Origin of the sequence: Gracilimonas sp., from assembly GCF_040218225.1 — a bacterium.
GTDB lineage: Bacteria > Bacteroidota > Rhodothermia > Balneolales > Balneolaceae > Gracilimonas.
Window position 1 is genome coordinate 417281 of record NZ_JAVJQO010000004.1, and the last position, 17690, is coordinate 434970.

The window sequence follows — 17690 nt, forward strand, 5'->3', positions numbered from 1 at the left end:
TAGAGAACAATTTAAATACTTATTTAATGAGCAGAACAAATAAGGGCTTTTTTTCCTTATGTATTTCACTGTTAACCCTAGCTATAATTTTTAATGGATGTGAGGATCCCGGAAGCGTTGGTGGCGAATTTGTAGAACGGCCTACCCTAACTTTCGATACTCTCACAGTATCAAATACAGAGGCGCTTAGCTATAACGGATATTCCGGGAGACCTGATCAAATCCCATTTGGCAGCTATTCGGATCCTGTTTTTGGTGACGTTAATGTTTTAACACTTTTACAGCCCGCCAGAAGCCATAACCTTCCCGACTCCATTAGTATTGGCGAGGACTTCCTACTTAAACTACAGCTGCAGCTCGACAGCCTCGAAACATATGGTGATACCCTTTCACAATCCGACTTCACTATGTATGAAATCAACACACAGTGGAGGGGGCGTTCTTTACGGGTTGACGATGAAATCCAATACGGAACCCAGGTTGGATCTTTCACCGTAGATCAGGAAAAAAATATTATTGTTGACTTAAGTCAGCAGTGGGTTGATAAATATAAAAGCTATTACTTCAACGATAATGCCAATGCTGATTCGCTTTATGTTTCTGAGTTAAAGGGTATAGCTTTGGTTTCTAATCAAAACAACGCTAAAATTTCTTTTACACGGCCAGGCAGTGCCCGGTTTATGTTAATAAATGGCGTGAGTTCTGATACTACTGATACCGTTGGGATTCCATTGCGCGACTTTGGTTTTACGGTAGAACGATCCGGAGCCATTAACTCTCCAAATACTTTTCCTTTACATTCTACCCTCGAAAGCCTGATGAAAATCAGCATGCCAGACTCTTTGCTTAAAGCAGAAAGTAACACAAAGAACATAATTCGTGCAGACCTTATTCTTTATGAAGCCGAACAGCTGTTAGATGAAAGTCTGCCGGCAAATCATCACAGACCATCCATAAGCCGACTAAATCTGTTCTACGAACGACCTGTTGAACCTGTGTATGAGTATCAGTTTGGTTCAGCCAATTTTTCCGGAACACCCTCTGAGGAAGACCGCGCAGTCAAAGTCAATGTGACCAATTACGTAAATAATGTGCTTTTTGGGAATGAAAGCCGAAATGAATTAATCCTTGGAATAGGCTCTCCCGCCGGGCACCTGCGCTCTACATTATTCTACGACCACACTGCCTCCGATGACCTGAAACCTAAACTAATTATCACCTCATTATCAGATCAACAGTAATGATGAAGATGAATCGACTTATAATATTAGTCCTGTTATTGCTTCCTGCAAAAGAATTATTGGCTCAAATTGAAGGGGCCAGCCAAAGCAGAAGTGGTTCCTTTTATTCCCTTTTTGGAGTGGGTTTCCCAACGGATAACAATAACACCAGAGAACTGGGGCTGGGGATTTTAGGAGTCTCTCTGGATAATATGGATTCCAATTCTCTACAGAACCCTGCTTTATGGGGTAAGAATTTTTTAACGACGGCCTCAACTGGTTTTAACTTGTCACAATTTCGTGCAACCGGAAGTTCATCCAAAAGTGTAAATCAATTGCTGGAAGCCGGTTATCTTCAGGTTACATTTCCTGTAATTAGGGAAAAGCTGGGTATTTCCGGATCGGTGTACTCCGTAACCCGCTCAAATTATCGTTTTGTAAATATAGATTCTACCGTCTCCTCTCCCGACAATGTAATTAATTATGCTTCAGATGTACGAGGAGCCGGGGGAATCAATAAGATTGAAGCCGGCATTGGCTGGACTATAAATAAGAATATTTCTGTGGGGTATGCGCCTTCACTAACTTTTATTTCACAAAATAATTCAGAGGATGTGTTTTTTAGTCAATCAGGCTATACAACCAGCAACTCTGACAGTAAAGTAACAGGCACAACCATAGGACATCGCTTTGGCGCGCTGTTCTCTTTCAATAATTTATTTCGTTCTAATGATCGCATAAGCCTTGGGGCTTCTGCTACTCTGCCAATTACTATTGATGCCCAGGAAAAGACTACTGTTACAAAATTTGTGAATGGGCAGGAGCAAGAAGTTCCTTTAAGAGGGGCTCAGGAAGGAGAAATCACATTGCCTCTAGAAATAAATGCCGGATTGACTTATTATCCAACCAGCTTAGTTAATTTTTCACTTGAAGGTCTTTATGAACAGTGGAGTGATTATGAATCCGCCTTTGACCCAAATAGTGAATTATCATACATGAGCGACAGGATTAAAGCTGGTTTAGGAGCTGAATATCACCCTTACAGAACGAATTCATCCAGTTTTTGGTCAAACTTTAGGTACGGCGGTGGGATTTCTTATGACTCAGGCCACCTTAATATTGAGGGGCAAGACATAAGCACTCTTTGGTTTTCTGCTGGTTTAGGAATAATTTCTCCTGATCCAAGGTCACGCTCTTCTGTGGATATAAGTATCCGCTACGGGTTGAGAGGAACCACTAATAATAACTTAATAAGAGAAAAAATTTGGGCGCTGAACTTGTCCATTAATTTATCAGAGCTTATGTTTTTCCGACAAAAACTTAATTAAGCTGAAACTCACTTATATAATAATTAAACTATCTGATTAGTTTATTAGTTAAAATGGTATAAACAACACAAGATCGATGAAGCAATTAATAACACTTATAGGGATTCTTTTTGTTAGCTCTTCCCTCACACATGCGCAAGCAAATTGTAAACAAACCCCTCCTGATGGGCTTTCTCCATTAGCAGCTTATTCTCTTTTTTACTCTAATTATAAGAATGGAGATTATGAGTTTGCCCTCAAATATGGAAAATGGATGGCATGTGCACAGCCAGAAAAACTCGAAGGCAACCCTCAGTTTAAACTGGAGACACAGTATAACCGTCTGGTTACTATTTATGAAGAAATTGCAAGAGGCAAACAAGACCCGGGCGCAAGATCCGCACACCTTGACACTGCTTTAACACTGTTAAATGAAAGCCTCGAACTTTTTGGCAATAATCAGGAAAGCCGTTTTGATATTATCTTTAAACGTGGCCGTTTCTACCAGCAGAACTATGATTATATCGATAATGGCCTTCAAAAAGCTTATGCTGATTACGCCCAGCTGTTCGATATTAATGCCCAGAGAGCTATTGAAATGGGTGATGGGTATTACCTGCGACAGGCCCTCGGCAACCTCGTAGATAAAGGCAACAAGGAAAAAGCACAGGCTTTAATAGATACTGTAAAACCTCTTGTAGAGGGAGAGAAGCTTGAGTATATAGAGGAGCAGCAGCAGAAACTTCTTGGTTCTCCGGAAGAGCAGGTTGCTTATTTTACACCAATAGTAAAAGAAAATCCTAAAGACCTGGCTGCATGGAAAGCCTTAGAAAGTGCTTATGAAGAGCTGGAAAATCGTCAAAAGCGTAAAGAAGCGCTTATAAAGATCAATGAGCTTGAACCTACGTATGATTCAGCACTACAGCTTGCCGAGCTTGCAAAAGGTAATGCAAACTATGCTGAAGCCGCAAAGTACTTTAAAGAAGCCTTAGATCGCGCTTCTGCAGAAAAAGACAAAGTTCAGCTTTATCTTGACCTGGCAGATGTTAATATTAGTCTTGAAAAACTTAGCGCTGCTAAAAGCAATGTACAAAGTGCCTTAAAAATTGAGCCAAAAAATGGTAATGCATACATCAAGATGGCAACCATTTACGGGGCTGCTGTTACTCAATGTACCAGCGACCGTAAGCTTGAAGCACAAGATCGTGTTGTTTATTGGTTAGTTGTTGATTACCTCAACCGGGCTAAAAAAGAAGACCCTTCAGTGGCAAGTACGGTTAACAGGCAACTTCCAAACTTTGAAGCTGTTACACCTTCAACAGAGGATAAGTTCTTCACTCTTAATCTTGAGAATGGACAACAAATTAAAGTAGATGGTTCTCTGATGCCTTGCTACAGCTGGATAAATGAATCCACTACCGTTAGGTAATTGGATTGGGTATCAACAAAAACATTTGTATCTTTTTCTTATCTACTTAAACAAATGGTGCGGATTTATAAACTCCGCACCTCTTTTTTCCCTTCCCTCCTTTTCAATTCATAAACATATTTGAATCTCACTTTTCGATTTCGGGAGAAGGATTAATAACATACAGAAGCTAATGGCACGTAGAAAAAATCGTAATAAGAACAAACGAAACCGCAATAACAATAATAGTAAGGGCGGTAACGTATTCATCCCTAAATTTTACTGGAAAAACAACCAGGGGATTGCAGGCAGATATGCTGGCGTTCTGGAAATCAACTCCAAGGGTTGGGGCTTTATCAGAAAACTGGATTACGAATTTTCATATCAACCACAAGACCCATTTTTAAAACCTGATGAAGTAAAAGAGCTTGATTTGCGTCCAGGGCTGGTTTTAGAGGGAGAGTTTGAAGAAGACAATAAAGGCCATAAACATGTAGCCTCAGTTGAAATAGTGAATGGCCGCCCTGTTGAGGCCTGGACTAAGTCGAGCCGGTTTGAGCGACAGACACCTATTATGCCTGTTGACTGGATTAAAATGGGTCATAACGCCGATGATGTTGAAATGCGGGTATTAGACTTGGTAGCCCCCATAGGAAAGGGCCAGCGCTCTTTGATTGTAGCTCCTCCACGTACCGGTAAAACCGTTCTTCTTAAAAAAATTGCCAAATCTCTTAACGATAACTATCCCGATGATCTTCATGTAAGTGTACTCTTGGTTGATGAACGCCCCGAGGAGGTCACCGACTTCATCCGCTCTACCCAGGCCGAGGTATTCGCTTCATCCAATGATAAAAACACTCAAAGCCATATCCGTATTACCGAAATGGCTCTCGGATATGCAAAACGAAAGGCAGAGATGGGAGAAGACTCCGTTCTTTTGATTGATTCATTGACCCGTCTTGGACGAGCTTATAATGCTGTTCAATCAAACAGCGGAAGAACACTCTCTGGCGGTTTAGACATTCGCGCTCTGGAAATTCCCAAGAAGATTTTTGGGTCGGCCCGTAAAATTGAAGGGGGCGGCTCGCTTACTATTATCGCGACCTGCCTGATTGAAACCAACTCGCGAATGGATGACCTTATTTTTGAGGAATTCAAAGGAACCGGCAATATGGAGTTAGTTCTGGATCGTGAGCTAGCCAACGACCGTATTTACCCCGCTATCAACATTGCGGCTTCCGGTACAAGAAATGAGCACAAGTTCATCACCGATTCTCTGGAAGAGCGCAATATGGTGAGAAGATACCTGCTCAAGAAATCCCCAAAAGAATCAATGTTAGGCCTTCTGAAAGTGCTTAAAAACACCGACAGCAATCAAGAGTTGCTCAACCAGATTGCCGCTTTAGCTTAAGATTCCTGCTTTCCAAGGAATAACTTCTAACTCGTTCCTGACGCTCTGCGCCGGAACAATGAATCACGCTACGGGCACAGATGGGTCTATTTCTGAAGCCCAGGCTTTCATTCCGCCCTTGAGGTTAGCCACATTTTCGAAACCCTGACTTTCAAGATATGAAGCTGCCCTTGAACTCCGGTTTCCACTGCGGCACATCACGATCACTTCTGCATCTTTTTTATCTTCGAGTTCTTTCTTCCTGTTTTCGAGCTGACCCAATGGTATATGCTCACCATCAAGGTTTGAAACAAGGTATTCAACATCTTCACGGACATCCAGCAGGAAGAAATCTTTGTCCGCTTCTCTTTTCTCTTTAAGCTCTTGTACTGTTACTTCTTTCATGTTTTTATTCTGATTCTGAGGTGTAACGGTCTAGTTTAAATTGTTTTCCAAGATACAGCTGTTTTGCTTTCTCATCTTCTGCCAACTTATCTGCTGACCCCTCCATTAAGATCTTTCCTTCAAACATCAGGTAGGCTCTGTCAGTTATAGCAAGGGTCTCGTGTACATTATGATCGGTAATCAAAATCCCGATATTCTGATGGCGCAACCCTGACACAATTTGCTGAATATCTTCTACAGCAATTGGGTCTACCCCGGCAAACGGTTCATCCAATAAAATAAACTTAGGATCGGTTACAAGTGCCCGGGCTATTTCCGTTCGCCTTCTCTCACCACCAGATAAGCTGTATCCTTTACTGTTTACTACTTTATGAAGGCCAAACTCTTCAATGAGTTTGTCTACCTTAATATCAATTTCCTTTTTGGGTATGGAAAGAAACTGAAGAACCGACTCAAGATTTTCACGAACGGTCAGGTTTCGAAAAACACTGGCTTCCTGAGCTAAATACCCAATTCCCATGCGAGCTCTTTTATACATCGGCTCACCGGTCAAATTCTTTTCATTCAGAAATATTTTTCCTGCATTTGGACGAACCAACCCGACCATCATATAAAAAGTAGTGGTTTTACCCGCACCATTAGGGCCTAGAAGCCCTACAACTTCCCCTTGTTTCACATTAATCGACACATTATCCACAACCGTGCGTTTGCGATAGCGTTTGACAAGGCCTTCGCTGTGAAGCGTCAATTCCGGTTGTGTTTCTGTGCTCATATCAGTGTGATTAAGCTACCGAAAGGGAGTTTAGAATAGACTCAAAAATGGGTTTCCCGTCTTCGGATCCCAGGATTTTTTCCATCGCCCTTTCGGGGTGGGGCATCATCCCAAGAACGTTTCTTCCTTTGTTGCAGATACCTGCAATATGGTCAATAGAGCCGTTGAAGTTAGCCTCTTCTGTCAGGTCACCATTGACATCACAGTATCTAAATAAAACCTGATCATTATCCTGAAGAGATTTCAACCCCGCCTGATCGATAAAGTAATTTCCCTCACCATGTGAAACCGGAATATCAAATACGCTTCCTTCTTCGAGTGAGTTTGTGAAAAGAGAATCTGTGCTTTCGCAGCGGATGAACACATTCTTACAAACGAATTTAAGTTTATGGTTGTGCATCATTGCGCCGGGGATAAGTCCTGCTTCCAGTAAAATCTGAAATCCATTGCAAATACCCATTACTGGTCCGCCTTTATCTGCAAATTTAACTACTTCCTGCATAATGGGAGAGAAGCGGGCAATTGCTCCGGACCGAAGATAATCTCCATATGAGAATCCTCCCGGAATAATCAAAAAGTCGATACCTGAAAGGTCGGTGTCTTTGTGCCAGAGGAACTTAACATCGCAATTCATTACATGCTTCATGGCATGATATGCGTCATGATCGCAATTAGAGCCGGGAAATACTACTACGCCAAATGTGGCCATTTTCTTTATCCTTTTATTTCGGTAACAAGTTGAATTTCTTTTAAAACACCATCGATACGAAGGCACTCTTCAAACTCGCCTTCATGCACCAGGGCTTTTCCTTCGTTGTGAACTTTCCAGGTTTTTTCTTCGGCTTCAGATAAACTGCAACCAGTGGCTTTCATCAGCTGGGAAATCACCTCTTCAAAGGTATGAATGTCATCATCATAAAGAATCAGTCGCCATGGTGTATTAACCGCATCTTTGACCTCTTCTTTCTCTTTGGTTTCTGTGGTTTCTTCTACTTCCGTCCCAGACAACACGAGTTCATCGATATGTTGAGCAACCGGAAACATGAATCAGGATTCGATGGTAATTTCGAAATCTTCCATCACTTCATTGGCCAGCAATTGTGCACAGGCTGACTCTACAATTTCTTTTGCTGCTGCTTCATCTTTTGCATCTACATCCAGTTCAATGAATTTACCAATTCGAACCTGCTGAACTTCATTTAAACCAAGATTCTGAAGAGCATGATGAGCAGCTTTACCTTTGGGGTCCAAAATAGATGGACGGAGCGTTACATTTACTTTCGCTTTGTACATAGTCGGGCTTCGTTTAAGTGAGTGCCAAAGTTAACCTTTCTGCAACTTAGCTGCTAACTTGGATTAAGGATTGACTCCCATTTGTTCACAGCCATGGATGGCTTGCTTGTGTACTTGAAGAGATGCCTTGCCTTGGTTGAATATCTTTCAGTTTACAAGCATGGGCTTTAGCCTTGTGCAACCTTCAACACAATTCTTTCTTTCATCTCTTTGACAGACAGCTCTTCCGCTTCCAGCCAGTGAATAAACTCCCATCGTCTGAACCAGGTAATTTGTCGTTTCGCATATCGCCGGGTACTTGTTTTGATTTTTTCGATGGCTTTTTCCAGCGACCAATCTCCGTCCAGGTATTTGATAATCTCTTTATACCCCACGGTGTTTAGCGATTGTAGTTCTTTGGAATGACCCGCCTCCAGTATGGACTTAACCTCCTCTGCCAAACCTTGCTCCATCATATTATCCACCCGTCGGTTGATGCGGCTGTAAAGCTTTTCCCGTGGCCACCTCAACCCAAATACGATGGTATTTTCATCGGGCTGAATTTTATCATTACTGTGAAAACTGCTGAAAGGCTTTCCGGTTTGCATCCACACATCCAGTGCCCGGATAATCCGCTGACGATTCATTCCGTCCATTTTGTCTGCGTATTCAGGATCCACTTCTTTTAGCATGCCAAAAATTGATTTAAGTCCTTCGCTTTCGATTCGACTTTCCAGCTTTTCGATGTTTTCCTCATCCGATTCCGGCATCTCGTTAAAGGGTTGAATCAGGCTTTGGAGATGAAGAGTACTTCCCCCTACAAAAAACACATGCTCTGAGCTCTCTAGAATTTCTTTTTCCCATTGCTCAGCTCGCTTTTGAAAATCCATAGCTGAGTCATCTTCATCCAGCTCGAGCAGGGAAATATTATAATGTTGAACCCGATCTAATTCTTCAGATGAAGGTTTAGCAGTTCCAATATCAATATGCTTATAGCATTGCCGGGAATCAGCTGAAATGATCGATGTACCTAGTTCCTCTGCAAGCTGAAGGGAAAGCTCGGTTTTGCCAGCTGCGGTAGGACCTAAAAGTATAATTCGCAAAATGTGAAGTTTTGGAATGATCGGATTTCTAAAAGATAAACAATATGAAGCTGATCACCGATTTAAATCAAACCTAAGTGAGATTCGGTGGGTAAAACCTAAATCGCTGGAAGCGCCGGCAAAGCTGGTAAATCCATAATCCAGCACAAATGAAGAAAGCTTGAGACCAAGTCCAAGGGTAGGTGAAACCGAAAAACCAGACACCGGGTCGGTGATGAAATTGGTGACTCCGGCCCTAAATGCTATAATATCCTTATAAGAAATTTCACTCCCCACATGAGGCTCAATGCTCATGCTTCCCACATTGAGGTAATAAGCTTGTCGGTTTTCAAAAAGCAGATCAACATCTGCTGCGGCTGAAACCAGAAAGTCCGTTCCGATTGGGAATAACTTAGCCGCTCCCAATTTTACAGACGGGAGCACGAACTCATTTTGCCCTGTTGGGAGAGTGGCGCCAAGGCTATCAAACTGTGCTTCATAATCACCAAAGGCTCCTTCATTTACATCCCACATTTTTTGCATTGTGGTGATGTCGTGAACGGTAATTCCAAAAATGGCAAAATCGGTCTTATACTTCGCTCCGATATCCAGGCTGTACCCCCAGGCTTCTGCAAAAGGACCTAATTTTTGACGGATGATTTTTGCCGAAGCCCCATAAGACAACTGCTCTGTTTTTTGAAGAGCATAGGAAAAGAAAAGCGCCATGTCGGCCGCACTGAATCGGGTAATGTAATCTTCCACATTACCTTTGGGTTGATCCCGTTCACGATCCCAGGCATTCAGTGTGTTCGCAATATTATCCACTCCCTGACGGAAGAAACTGATGGAAACCACTCCCTTGCTTGACTTCAGAGGAAGGGCCGCCGCACCATAATCATACCCAACTATCCCACTGAATCGTTCGGAGTGCATGTACATGATTTGCGGGGTTTCTACCTCTGCCAAACCCGCCACATTCCAATAAGCCGATGTAACATCGCTGGTTAGCGCGGTATGAGCACTCCCCATTCCAAGGGCACGTGCACCGCTCCCCGTAGTCAGAAAGTCATTTCCATACTTTGCCTGTGTAGTTTGGGCGATTGTGAGAATAGGTATCATCACAAAAAATAAAAGCGCGGGCAAGAATCGGTTCATCAAAAAACAGCGATAAAAATTAAAAGTTACTGTAGCGCTTTAAACGATATATTCTGTGACTTATTTGAGATGAAAATTGCACTTTCTACGGTTGCAGAGAGAGCCAGTATTTCTTAGTATAAGCACACTCCACTGAAAGGGCAACTGTTGGTTGAAAATTGCCTTTTAACCCATTTAAATAATGCATTTATGAAATTTTCTGTATCGAGCAACGAACTCAATAAAGGGCTTTCGGCCGTGATTGGAGCCGTGCCCTCAAAAGCCACGCTTCCTATTTTGGAAACTATCCTTTTTGAAAGCGAAGATGGAAAACTGAAACTCACGGCTACCGACCTTGAGATTTCGATCATAGAGTATATTGATGCAGATATTGAAGAAGATGGCGCTGTTGCCATTCCTGCACGTCGGTTATTGGAGACCTTGCGTCAGCTCCCGAATATCCCTGTTTTCTTTGATGTTGATGATCGTAAAAACATCAACTTTCGTACCGATAAAGGTACTTATAAGCTGGTTGGTGACGATGCCGATGAGTTTCCGGAAGTTCCTAATCTGGATGATGGAACCAGCATCAACACAACTACTGAATTGATGAACAATGCCATCCATAAAACATTGTTTGCTGTTTCGAGTGATGACCTGCGTCCGGCTATGATGGGGGTGTATTTCCAGATTGGAACCGATGAGAGTAAATTTGTGGCAACCGACGGTCACCGCCTGGTGAAATATACCAACAAAGAAATTACGGCTGATAACGACGTAAATTTCATTGTTCCTGATAAAGCCTTGAACCTCATACAGAAAACTATTGATGGAGAAGAGTGTGAGCTGACGGTAACAGAAGATCATGCCCGCTTCAAGAGTGGGGGCACCATTGTTATTACGCGCCTAATCAACGAGCAATATCCAAATTACGACTCCGTAATTCCCCGCGATAATGACAAGTTCCTGACCATCAGCAAGGAGCAGATGCTTTCTACGGTAAAGCGTGTGGCTATTTTCTCGAGTACAACCACCCGCCAAATCAGATTACAACTGGGCTCTGACAAGCTTACCATTCGGGCTGAGGATCTCGACATGAGCAGTGAAGCTAAAGAAACCATCAGTTGTGAGTATTCCGACGAAGAAATGGAAATTGGCTTTAATGCTAAATATCTGGGTGACGTACTCAGCAATATCGATGACGAAGAAGTCACTTTTGAGTTTTCATCTCCAAATCGCGCTGGTATTGTGAAACCATCTGAAGAGAACGAAAACGAAGATATTTTAATGCTGGTAATGCCAGTGATGCTCAACAGCTATGCCTGATGAGTCAAATAATAACCCTCACATCTGATTTTGGTCTGCAAGACCATTATGTGAGCGCTATGAAGGCGGTCATCCTTGGAATTGCTCCCGATGCCCGCCTCATCGATATCTCTCATGATATACCTCCGCAGGACATTATGGCCGGAGCATGGGTGGTTCGTAATGCTGCTTTTCTCTTTCCTCCCGGAACCGTACATCTTGTAGTTGTGGATCCTGGTGTGGGAACGCCTCGTCATCCTATCGCCCTGAAAATCAAAGACCAGTATTTTGTTGGCCCTGATAATGGCATTTTCTCCCTTTTCTTTGATGAGTTTGAACACGAGGCCATTAAGCTCAACAATAAAGATTTCTGGAGACAAGAAGGGTTGTCCAAGACGTTCCACGGTCGCGATATTTTTGCTCCCGTTACAGCCCATCTAAGCAATGGTGTTTCTTTTGAAGAAATAGGTGAGCCGATTGAAGAGTTGATTACTTATCACTGGGCGGTTCCCATCGCTGATAAAGACGGTCTCCAGGGCTGGGTAGTTCATATTGACCGGTTTGGCAACCTGATTACCAATATCTCTCAGCAGCTAATAGAGGAACACATCAAAAAGAAGGATGTGAAAATTTATGTGGGCAATACGATGCTTAAAAAAATTGTCTCCACGTTTGGAGATGTGGAGGAGGGCGAGCCCGCCGCTTTTATAGGAAGTTCAGGTATGTTGGAAATCGGCATCAACAAAGGAAATGCAGGCCGGATGTTAAGTGTTGATAAAGGTGCCCAAATCTCGATCGTGCTGCAAAAATAGCTGTAACACCTCGGGCTATTTGGCGTATTCATCACAAAACAAAATGATTAGTTTTTATGACTCTTGAATTACGCTCCCCCATAGATGAACGAGCCGGAATTTCCATTCCTGATGAAGTTGCCAAACTTTCCACCCCATTCAACGGAACCGTGGGCTCTAAAGAAGGGGACGAGTACCAGGTAAAAAACAACATCATTGATCTTTTGGGGAAAGAGCCGGAATTCACGTCTATTGCCCAAAGCACCAATCACTGGAAAATCACGGCTGCTATTTACGAAGACATCTGGCGAAAACGGTCGCTCTCCTTGCTTTCCGGAGAGGAATTTCCGATCGAAAAAGAACATGAACTGCTTATTGACTGGACTGCTCCTGAAGAAGGTGGATTATATCTGGATTTAGGATGCTCTACAGCTCTGTATGGGCGGGCACTAAAAGCCGCACAGAAAAAAGCCAACATTGTTGCCCTCGATTTTTCGTATCAGATGCTGGAAGAAGCACGCCTCAAAGCCGAAGCGGACGAAACCGATATGTATTTCCTGAGGGCGGACGGGCGCGAACTGCCTTTCTTCTCTAAAACATTTGACGGCATCGTGATGGGTGGAACACTTAATGAACTTACCGAAGTGCTGAAAGTTCTTTACGAAGCCAAGCGCGTTATTAAAGATGATGGGGTTTTCTTTATGATGCACCTTATTAAATCTGATGCCTGGTATGGTCGTCTTTTGCAGGAATCTGCTGCAATTGGGGGGATTCATTTCTGGACAGTGGAGGAGAGCAACAAGCTTTTCAGTCAAGCTGGATTTAATGTGGAAGAGCAGTTGGTGAAGGGGATTGTTTGTTTTACAAAGCTAACCCCAGCCTAATTCTCTAATCTAAAGTTGATAGATAGCTGATACTGAACACAAACCGGCTTGCCGTTTTGTTTGCCCGGTTCAAACTTTGCCTGCTTAACTACCCGAACAGCTTCTTGATCTGCTCCGCCTCCAATTCCTCTTACCATTTGTACTTCGGTGGGGTCTCCTAATTTATTCACTATAAACTGAACCGTGACCCGTCCTTCTATACCCCGTTCTCTGGCAAGCTCAGGGTACACTACTTTTTGTTGCAGCTCGGCCATGCCTCCAATTAGTACAGGCATTTCTTCTACTACTACATAAAAGTCATCGCAGAACCGAAGATCTGGTGAGAAATCGAAATAGGAGCAGCTTGGTAATATGATGACTAGCAGAGCTAAAATCCCAATATGCTGTTTAGTCATTTTTCTCATACGCTTACATTTGGTCTGGTGCAGAAATTCCTAGTATACCCAATCCATTCCTGAGCACTTGTGCTACAGCTTTGGCCAACTCCATTCTTGCCTGTGCAAGCTCTTCATCTTCTCCCAAAATCCGGCAATCATGATAGAAACTGGTGAAGTCGGAAGCCAGTTCATTCAGAAAGGTAATTACATGATGGGGTTCTCGAAGTCGCGCTGCATTGGCAATCGTTTCAGGAAATTTCAACATGGTCTTTATCAGCGTGATTTCAGTAGGGTGATTTAACAAACTTAAATCAACCTCTTCTGAAAAATCGTACTCATCTTCTACTTTGCGAAGAATACTCGCGATTCGGGCGTGTGCATATTGCAGGTAGAATACCGGGTTTTTCTCGCCGGCCTCTTTTGCCTGGGCAATATCAAACTCGAGGTGCGTATTGGGAGAGCGCATCAGGAAGAAGAAGCGGGTTACATCAGCTCCCACTTCATCCATGAGTTCGTCAAGTGTCACAAAGTTTGCCTTTCGGGTACTCATTTTGAATGGTTTGCCATCTTTCACAATCGTCACAAACTGGTAAACCACCACGTCCACTTTTTCAGGATCATAACCCAGAGATTTAATTCCTGAAAGCACATCCGGATAGGTCGCAATATGATCGGCTCCAAACACATCCACACACAAATCAAAGCCTCGATCCAATTTGTTAGCGTGATAAGCGATATCGGGCAAACGATAGGTGGGCTCGCCGGTACTTTTCACTAACACAGTATCTTTGTCTTTGCCGAACTCGGTGGTTTTAAACCAAACGGCCCCGTCTTTATCATATGCTAAATTCAGGTCTCGCAACTTTTCTATGGTTTCTTCAATCTTACCGTCCTCATAAAGACTGTGCTCATTGAAATAGGAATCCATCTTTATTCCCATCCGGTCCAGCGTTCTGCTGATATCCGCAAATATTTCCTCTTCGGCTTTTTCTTTGAACGGCTTCTCGTCTTTGGCTTCAACCAGGTCTTCTCCCTTTTCATCTACCAATGCCTGCGCAATATCCCGAATATATTCTCCTTCATACCCTCCTTCTGGAAACTCATCGCTCTTGCCTAGCAACTCTAAATAGCGCGCCTGAACACTTTCACCCAAAACACGCATTTGCCGGCCGGCATCATTAAAGTAGTACTCACGCTCTACCTCAGCGCCGGTCCATTCCAGTAGGCGGGAAACGGTGTCACCTAAGACTGCATTTCTGCCGTGACCAACCGTAAGCGGACCAGTTGGATTAGCACTCACAAACTCAACCAAAACTCGTTTGCCTGCATAAGCATCGGTCTTTCCATAGTCGGCACCTGAATTAAGAATTTCGCCCAGCTCATCAAATAAAAAATCCTGTGCAAACCGAAAGTTTATAAACCCCGGCCCAGCTATTTCTACAGCTGATATCTTCTTTTCGTCGTACTCCAGTCCACCTACTATTTGCTGGGCAATGGCGCGTGGATTGTTCTTTAAAGGCTTTGCCAGCATCATCGCTACATTAGTAGCGGCATCACCATGTTCAGGCTGATTAGGCTCCTCTATACGGATTTCTGGTTGTTCTTCCAGCTCAAACTGATCCAGCGATTTGCTGATGATCTCAACTAAATATTCTTTCATGAAAAAATGGGTTTCAAAATTCACTTCAAAGATAAGGGAAATGCGCCTTAGGATACATCTCTTTTAGTCTGCAATTGTAACGGCGAATATGAGAAGTGCAATTATCAGAATAAGAACATAACCGAACAACATCAGTATCACTTTTGCTATTACCCTGATAGTGCTTTGGCCAAAAAACTCCTTCAGGTAACTGTACATGTAATAGAATAAAAGGATGGATGCCAGACCACCTATACCAATGTTCAGGATTCTTGGAAACCCCATCTCGGTGTATACTTTCAAATAATGATCCGTTATGGCCCGAACGATAAACAGAAAGAACAATACGGAATGAAGATGCAATGCAAGTACTAATGACTCAAGATAGTATTTGGCTTGTTTTTGATGAATAAGGTGAATAACACCCGCAAAGGCCGGCGCAAATAAAATGATAAATGATTTCATGAAGTTGGTGAACTGATCTTCATTACCATCCAGATCAAAAGAGTTCATGAAAAGAATACTATTTACATCCGTGATGGAAAGCACAAAAAAGTAGAGCGCACTAAACGTGAAGTAGATCCTGAAAGGAGAAATAAAGCGTTGCCTTTTTCCGGATAAATATTCTTTTGTGATATGCCCCGGTTTTAGGAAAAGTTCCTTTAGCGTTTTCAAAACCCGGTTATCAATATTGAACATCGTATCGATGGAATCCTGGGTAACAACCGAAAGCGAAAGATTTCCTTCATAAAACTTTTGCCCGCAGTTGGCGCAAAAGTTTCCGGTTCTTTTGGTTCCGCAATTCAGGCAATGTGTTTTTGATGGTTCTTTCCGGGCTTCCATTTCCGAAAATAGCAAAGATTTGATCTTTTTCACCTACAAATAAAAAAAGGAGCCCTTGCAAGGCTCCTTTAATGAAACTGATTCAGCGTGACATTCTATCTATTTAGTCATTGCTTCAATAAGCTGTTTGAACTGCTCAAACGTCCGTGGATTGTTCTCCACTTTGGTTCCGTTAATGAAAAAGGTAGGGGTTGAATTTACATTCAGATTCAGGCCTTCTCGTTTATCGGCCATCACTTTTCGTTGCATATCGGCCGAATTCATATCATTTCTGAACTGCTCCATATCCAGACTCAGGCTTTTTGCATATCCTATAAAAATGGCTTCTGCATTACCTCGGGCCCACTGCTCTTGCCCTGTAAAAATCATGTCATGCATTTCCTGATATTTGCCCTGCTCCCTGGCCGCCTCAGCAACTCTTGATGCCAATTGAGCATGCTCGTGCATATTGAGCGGAAAATGCTTGGTGGTAATAGAAATCTCATCTCCATACTCCTGCTTCAACTGCTCTTCGATGGATACAAAATACTTACAGGCCGGACACTGGTAGTCGCTGAATTTCACGATATTTATTTGTGCATCTGATTCTCCCGAATCCTGAGCAAGTGCCGTGCCGCTGAATAAAATCGCAAACAGAGTGAGTAAAAATAATCCTCTTTTCATGTCGTCATCCCTTCTTTATTCTTTTGATGATTTACTTTGTCAAAATGTCGTTTTAAGATACCACTCATTTTTTCAATTATCTGTGGAATCTGTTCGGTTTGATTCTCTTTTCCGAATGATAAACGCACAAACTCCCGTGCTTCTTGTTCATCTTTTCCAATGGCTGTCATTGTTTTGTTGGGCTTCTCAGAACCAACCTGACATGCACTTCCTGTAGAGATCGCTAAGCCAGACTGACTGCATTCCAGCATAAAAAACTGTCCTTCCATTCCCGGAAATCTCAACCCTAAAATATTTGGAACTTTTTGCGATGGATGTTCTTCCACAACAACCTCAAACTCAAGTTTTTTTAATTCTGAAAGTATTTCTTCCCTAAACTGCTGAATGCGCTGCTGCTCTTTATCCATCTGCTGGGTGATCAGTTTTGCTGCTGTAGCAAACGATGCAATAGCAGGCACATCACTGGTTCCGGGCTTAAATTTCTTTTGATTATCGGAATCGGGAAAGACCGGTTTCCAGTCCACTTTGGGATTCATCCAAACCGCTCCACACCCTTTGGGCCCATATATTTTATGGCTTGAAAGGGAAATCGCATCCACATTCAATTTTTGTATATCGATAGGTATGCGGCCATAGCTTTGAACGCAATCGCTATGAAGCATTATACTTTTTTTGTGAAGAAAAGCACCGATTTTTTCCAGGTTCTGAATAGTTCCTATTTCTGAATTCACGTGCTGAATAGAAGCAAGAACGGTACCTTCACGGACCAGGTCCTTCAATTCCTCAAAATCCACTTCACCAAATGTATTTACCGGAACTTCCGATACCTCATAGCCTTCTTCTTTCAGTTTTATAAAGAGGTTTCTTATCGAAGAATGCTCAATAGGGGTGGTAATGATATGTCCTGACCTATCCCCTAAAGAATTTAATAGCGAATAAATGGCTAAAAAACTTGCTTCGGTAGCTCCGGAAGTAAAAAACACGTCTTTTGGGCGGGCATTAATGGTGCTTGCCAGCGTTTTGGCGGAGGCCTCCAAAATCTGCTTTGCCGAGGAGCCCCCATCATGCATGCTGCTGGCATTCCCAAAATAATGCTTAGAGACATTCACATACACTTCCAGTGCTTTGTCACTAATGGGAGTTGTAGCGGCATGGTCCAGGTAAATCATCGATGATCGCTCTTATGATTAAAAAAAGG

19 protein-coding genes are annotated in these 17690 nt (G+C 42.8%); 7 read left to right on the forward strand and 12 right to left on the reverse strand.

All coding sequences use genetic code 11. The features are described from left to right. The first annotated feature begins 26 nt into the window (after positions 1-26). The 4 genes from RIB15_RS05845 to rho all read left to right on the forward strand — a co-directional run bounded on the left by RIB15_RS05845 (position 27) and on the right by rho (position 5346). The gene (locus RIB15_RS05845; protein ID WP_350201216.1) at positions 27-1241 is read left to right on the forward strand and encodes a hypothetical protein; all 1215 of its coding nucleotides are present in this window, start codon (positions 27-29) and stop codon (positions 1239-1241) included. An 8-nt stretch (positions 1242-1249) separates the two neighbouring features. After that, positions 1250-2548, forward strand: coding sequence for a BamG-related protein (locus tag RIB15_RS05850; protein ID WP_350201217.1), 1299 nt, complete (start codon positions 1250-1252; stop codon positions 2546-2548). A gap of 76 nt (positions 2549-2624) precedes the next feature. Then, positions 2625-3956 (forward strand): tetratricopeptide repeat protein, encoded by a 1332-nt coding sequence (locus RIB15_RS05855; protein WP_350201218.1) that lies wholly within the window; start codon positions 2625-2627, stop codon positions 3954-3956. Positions 3957-4128: 172 nt separating this feature from the next. Continuing rightward, entirely contained in the window at positions 4129-5346 is a 1218-nt protein-coding gene (gene rho, locus RIB15_RS05860) for a transcription termination factor Rho (RefSeq protein WP_350201219.1), read from the forward strand. A 63-nt stretch (positions 5347-5409) separates the two neighbouring features. Here the strand turns inward: rho and RIB15_RS05865 are convergent, their stop codons facing one another. The 7 genes from RIB15_RS05865 to RIB15_RS05895 all read right to left on the reverse strand — a co-directional run bounded on the left by RIB15_RS05865 (position 5410) and on the right by RIB15_RS05895 (position 10011). Beyond that, the gene (locus RIB15_RS05865) at positions 5410-5730 is read right to left on the reverse strand and encodes a rhodanese-like domain-containing protein (protein WP_350201220.1); all 321 of its coding nucleotides are present in this window, start codon (positions 5728-5730) and stop codon (positions 5410-5412) included. A gap of 4 nt (positions 5731-5734) precedes the next feature. Continuing rightward, positions 5735-6502, reverse strand: coding sequence for an LPS export ABC transporter ATP-binding protein (lptB, locus tag RIB15_RS05870; RefSeq protein WP_350201221.1), 768 nt, complete (start codon positions 6500-6502; stop codon positions 5735-5737). Positions 6503-6512: 10 nt separating this feature from the next. Next, positions 6513-7211, reverse strand: coding sequence for a phosphoribosylformylglycinamidine synthase subunit PurQ (gene purQ, locus RIB15_RS05875; protein ID WP_350201222.1), 699 nt, complete (start codon positions 7209-7211; stop codon positions 6513-6515). Between the two features lie 5 nt (positions 7212-7216). Beyond that, complete coding sequence (locus RIB15_RS05880; protein WP_350201223.1) at positions 7217-7546, reverse strand: ATP-dependent Clp protease adaptor ClpS; 330 nt, start codon at positions 7544-7546, stop codon at positions 7217-7219. A 3-nt stretch (positions 7547-7549) separates the two neighbouring features. Further along, on the reverse strand, positions 7550-7795 hold the full coding sequence (gene purS, locus RIB15_RS05885; RefSeq protein ID WP_350201224.1) for a phosphoribosylformylglycinamidine synthase subunit PurS: 246 nt from the start codon (positions 7793-7795) through the stop codon (positions 7550-7552). A gap of 167 nt (positions 7796-7962) precedes the next feature. After that, entirely contained in the window at positions 7963-8877 is a 915-nt protein-coding gene (gene miaA / locus RIB15_RS05890) for a tRNA (adenosine(37)-N6)-dimethylallyltransferase MiaA (RefSeq protein WP_350201225.1), read from the reverse strand. A gap of 54 nt (positions 8878-8931) precedes the next feature. Further along, complete coding sequence (locus RIB15_RS05895) at positions 8932-10011, reverse strand: PorV/PorQ family protein (protein ID WP_350201451.1); 1080 nt, start codon at positions 10009-10011, stop codon at positions 8932-8934. Positions 10012-10200: 189 nt separating this feature from the next. On the opposite strand from RIB15_RS05895, the gene dnaN reads away from it, so the two are divergent. The 3 genes from dnaN to RIB15_RS05910 are packed head-to-tail and all read left to right on the forward strand — an operon-like array spanning position 10201 to position 12970. Next, complete coding sequence (gene dnaN / locus RIB15_RS05900; RefSeq protein WP_350201226.1) at positions 10201-11316, forward strand: DNA polymerase III subunit beta; 1116 nt, start codon at positions 10201-10203, stop codon at positions 11314-11316. Next, entirely contained in the window at positions 11316-12107 is a 792-nt protein-coding gene (locus RIB15_RS05905) for an SAM hydrolase/SAM-dependent halogenase family protein (RefSeq protein WP_350201227.1), read from the forward strand. Before dnaN ends, RIB15_RS05905 begins: the two co-directional genes overlap by 1 nt. A 56-nt stretch (positions 12108-12163) precedes the next feature. Then, positions 12164-12970, forward strand: coding sequence for a class I SAM-dependent methyltransferase (locus tag RIB15_RS05910; protein ID WP_350201228.1), 807 nt, complete (start codon positions 12164-12166; stop codon positions 12968-12970). On the opposite strand, the gene RIB15_RS05915 is transcribed toward RIB15_RS05910, so the two are convergent. From RIB15_RS05915 to RIB15_RS05935, 5 genes are all read right to left on the reverse strand, one after another. After that, positions 12967-13374 carry an energy transducer TonB gene (locus RIB15_RS05915; RefSeq protein ID WP_350201229.1) on the reverse strand — a complete coding sequence of 136 codons (408 nt, stop codon included), beginning with the start codon at positions 13372-13374 and terminating at the stop codon, positions 12967-12969. The two genes, RIB15_RS05910 and RIB15_RS05915, sit on opposite strands and share 4 nt — an antisense overlap. A gap of 4 nt (positions 13375-13378) precedes the next feature. Continuing rightward, complete coding sequence (gene argS, locus RIB15_RS05920; RefSeq protein ID WP_350201230.1) at positions 13379-15007, reverse strand: arginine--tRNA ligase; 1629 nt, start codon at positions 15005-15007, stop codon at positions 13379-13381. Positions 15008-15070: 63 nt separating this feature from the next. Continuing rightward, positions 15071-15844, reverse strand: a complete 774-nt coding sequence (locus tag RIB15_RS05925; protein WP_350201231.1) for a DUF3667 domain-containing protein — start codon at positions 15842-15844, stop codon at positions 15071-15073. A gap of 84 nt (positions 15845-15928) precedes the next feature. After that, a complete protein-coding gene (locus RIB15_RS05930; protein WP_350201232.1) occupies positions 15929-16492 on the reverse strand; it encodes a DsbA family protein in 564 nt (187 codons plus the stop codon). Then, positions 16489-17661, reverse strand: coding sequence for an IscS subfamily cysteine desulfurase (locus RIB15_RS05935; RefSeq protein ID WP_350201233.1), 1173 nt, complete (start codon positions 17659-17661; stop codon positions 16489-16491). Before RIB15_RS05935 ends, RIB15_RS05930 begins: the two co-directional genes overlap by 4 nt. Positions 17662-17690 lie beyond the last annotated feature (29 nt).

Coding starts and splice junctions, on each gene's coding strand:
- RIB15_RS05845 (WP_350201216.1), top strand. CDS start 27: ATGAGCAGAACAAATAAGGGCTTTTTTTCCTTATGTATTTCACTGTTA.
- RIB15_RS05850 (WP_350201217.1), top strand. CDS start 1,250: ATGAATCGACTTATAATATTAGTCCTGTTATTGCTTCCTGCAAAAGAA.
- RIB15_RS05855 (WP_350201218.1), top strand. CDS start 2,625: ATGAAGCAATTAATAACACTTATAGGGATTCTTTTTGTTAGCTCTTCC.
- rho (WP_350201219.1), top strand. CDS start 4,129: ATGGCACGTAGAAAAAATCGTAATAAGAACAAACGAAACCGCAATAAC.
- RIB15_RS05865 (WP_350201220.1), bottom strand. CDS start 5,730: ATGAAAGAAGTAACAGTACAAGAGCTTAAAGAGAAAAGAGAAGCGGAC.
- lptB (WP_350201221.1), bottom strand. CDS start 6,502: ATGAGCACAGAAACACAACCGGAATTGACGCTTCACAGCGAAGGCCTT.
- purQ (WP_350201222.1), bottom strand. CDS start 7,211: ATGGCCACATTTGGCGTAGTAGTATTTCCCGGCTCTAATTGCGATCAT.
- RIB15_RS05880 (WP_350201223.1), bottom strand. CDS start 7,546: ATGTTTCCGGTTGCTCAACATATCGATGAACTCGTGTTGTCTGGGACG.
- purS (WP_350201224.1), bottom strand. CDS start 7,795: ATGTACAAAGCGAAAGTAAATGTAACGCTCCGTCCATCTATTTTGGAC.
- RIB15_RS05895 (WP_350201451.1), bottom strand. CDS start 10,011: ATGAACCGATTCTTGCCCGCGCTTTTATTTTTTGTGATGATACCTATT.
- dnaN (WP_350201226.1), top strand. CDS start 10,201: ATGAAATTTTCTGTATCGAGCAACGAACTCAATAAAGGGCTTTCGGCC.
- RIB15_RS05905 (WP_350201227.1), top strand. CDS start 11,316: ATGAGTCAAATAATAACCCTCACATCTGATTTTGGTCTGCAAGACCAT.
- RIB15_RS05910 (WP_350201228.1), top strand. CDS start 12,164: ATGACTCTTGAATTACGCTCCCCCATAGATGAACGAGCCGGAATTTCC.
- RIB15_RS05915 (WP_350201229.1), bottom strand. CDS start 13,374: ATGAGAAAAATGACTAAACAGCATATTGGGATTTTAGCTCTGCTAGTC.
- argS (WP_350201230.1), bottom strand. CDS start 15,007: ATGAAAGAATATTTAGTTGAGATCATCAGCAAATCGCTGGATCAGTTT.
- RIB15_RS05930 (WP_350201232.1), bottom strand. CDS start 16,492: ATGAAAAGAGGATTATTTTTACTCACTCTGTTTGCGATTTTATTCAGC.
- RIB15_RS05935 (WP_350201233.1), bottom strand. CDS start 17,661: ATGATTTACCTGGACCATGCCGCTACAACTCCCATTAGTGACAAAGCA.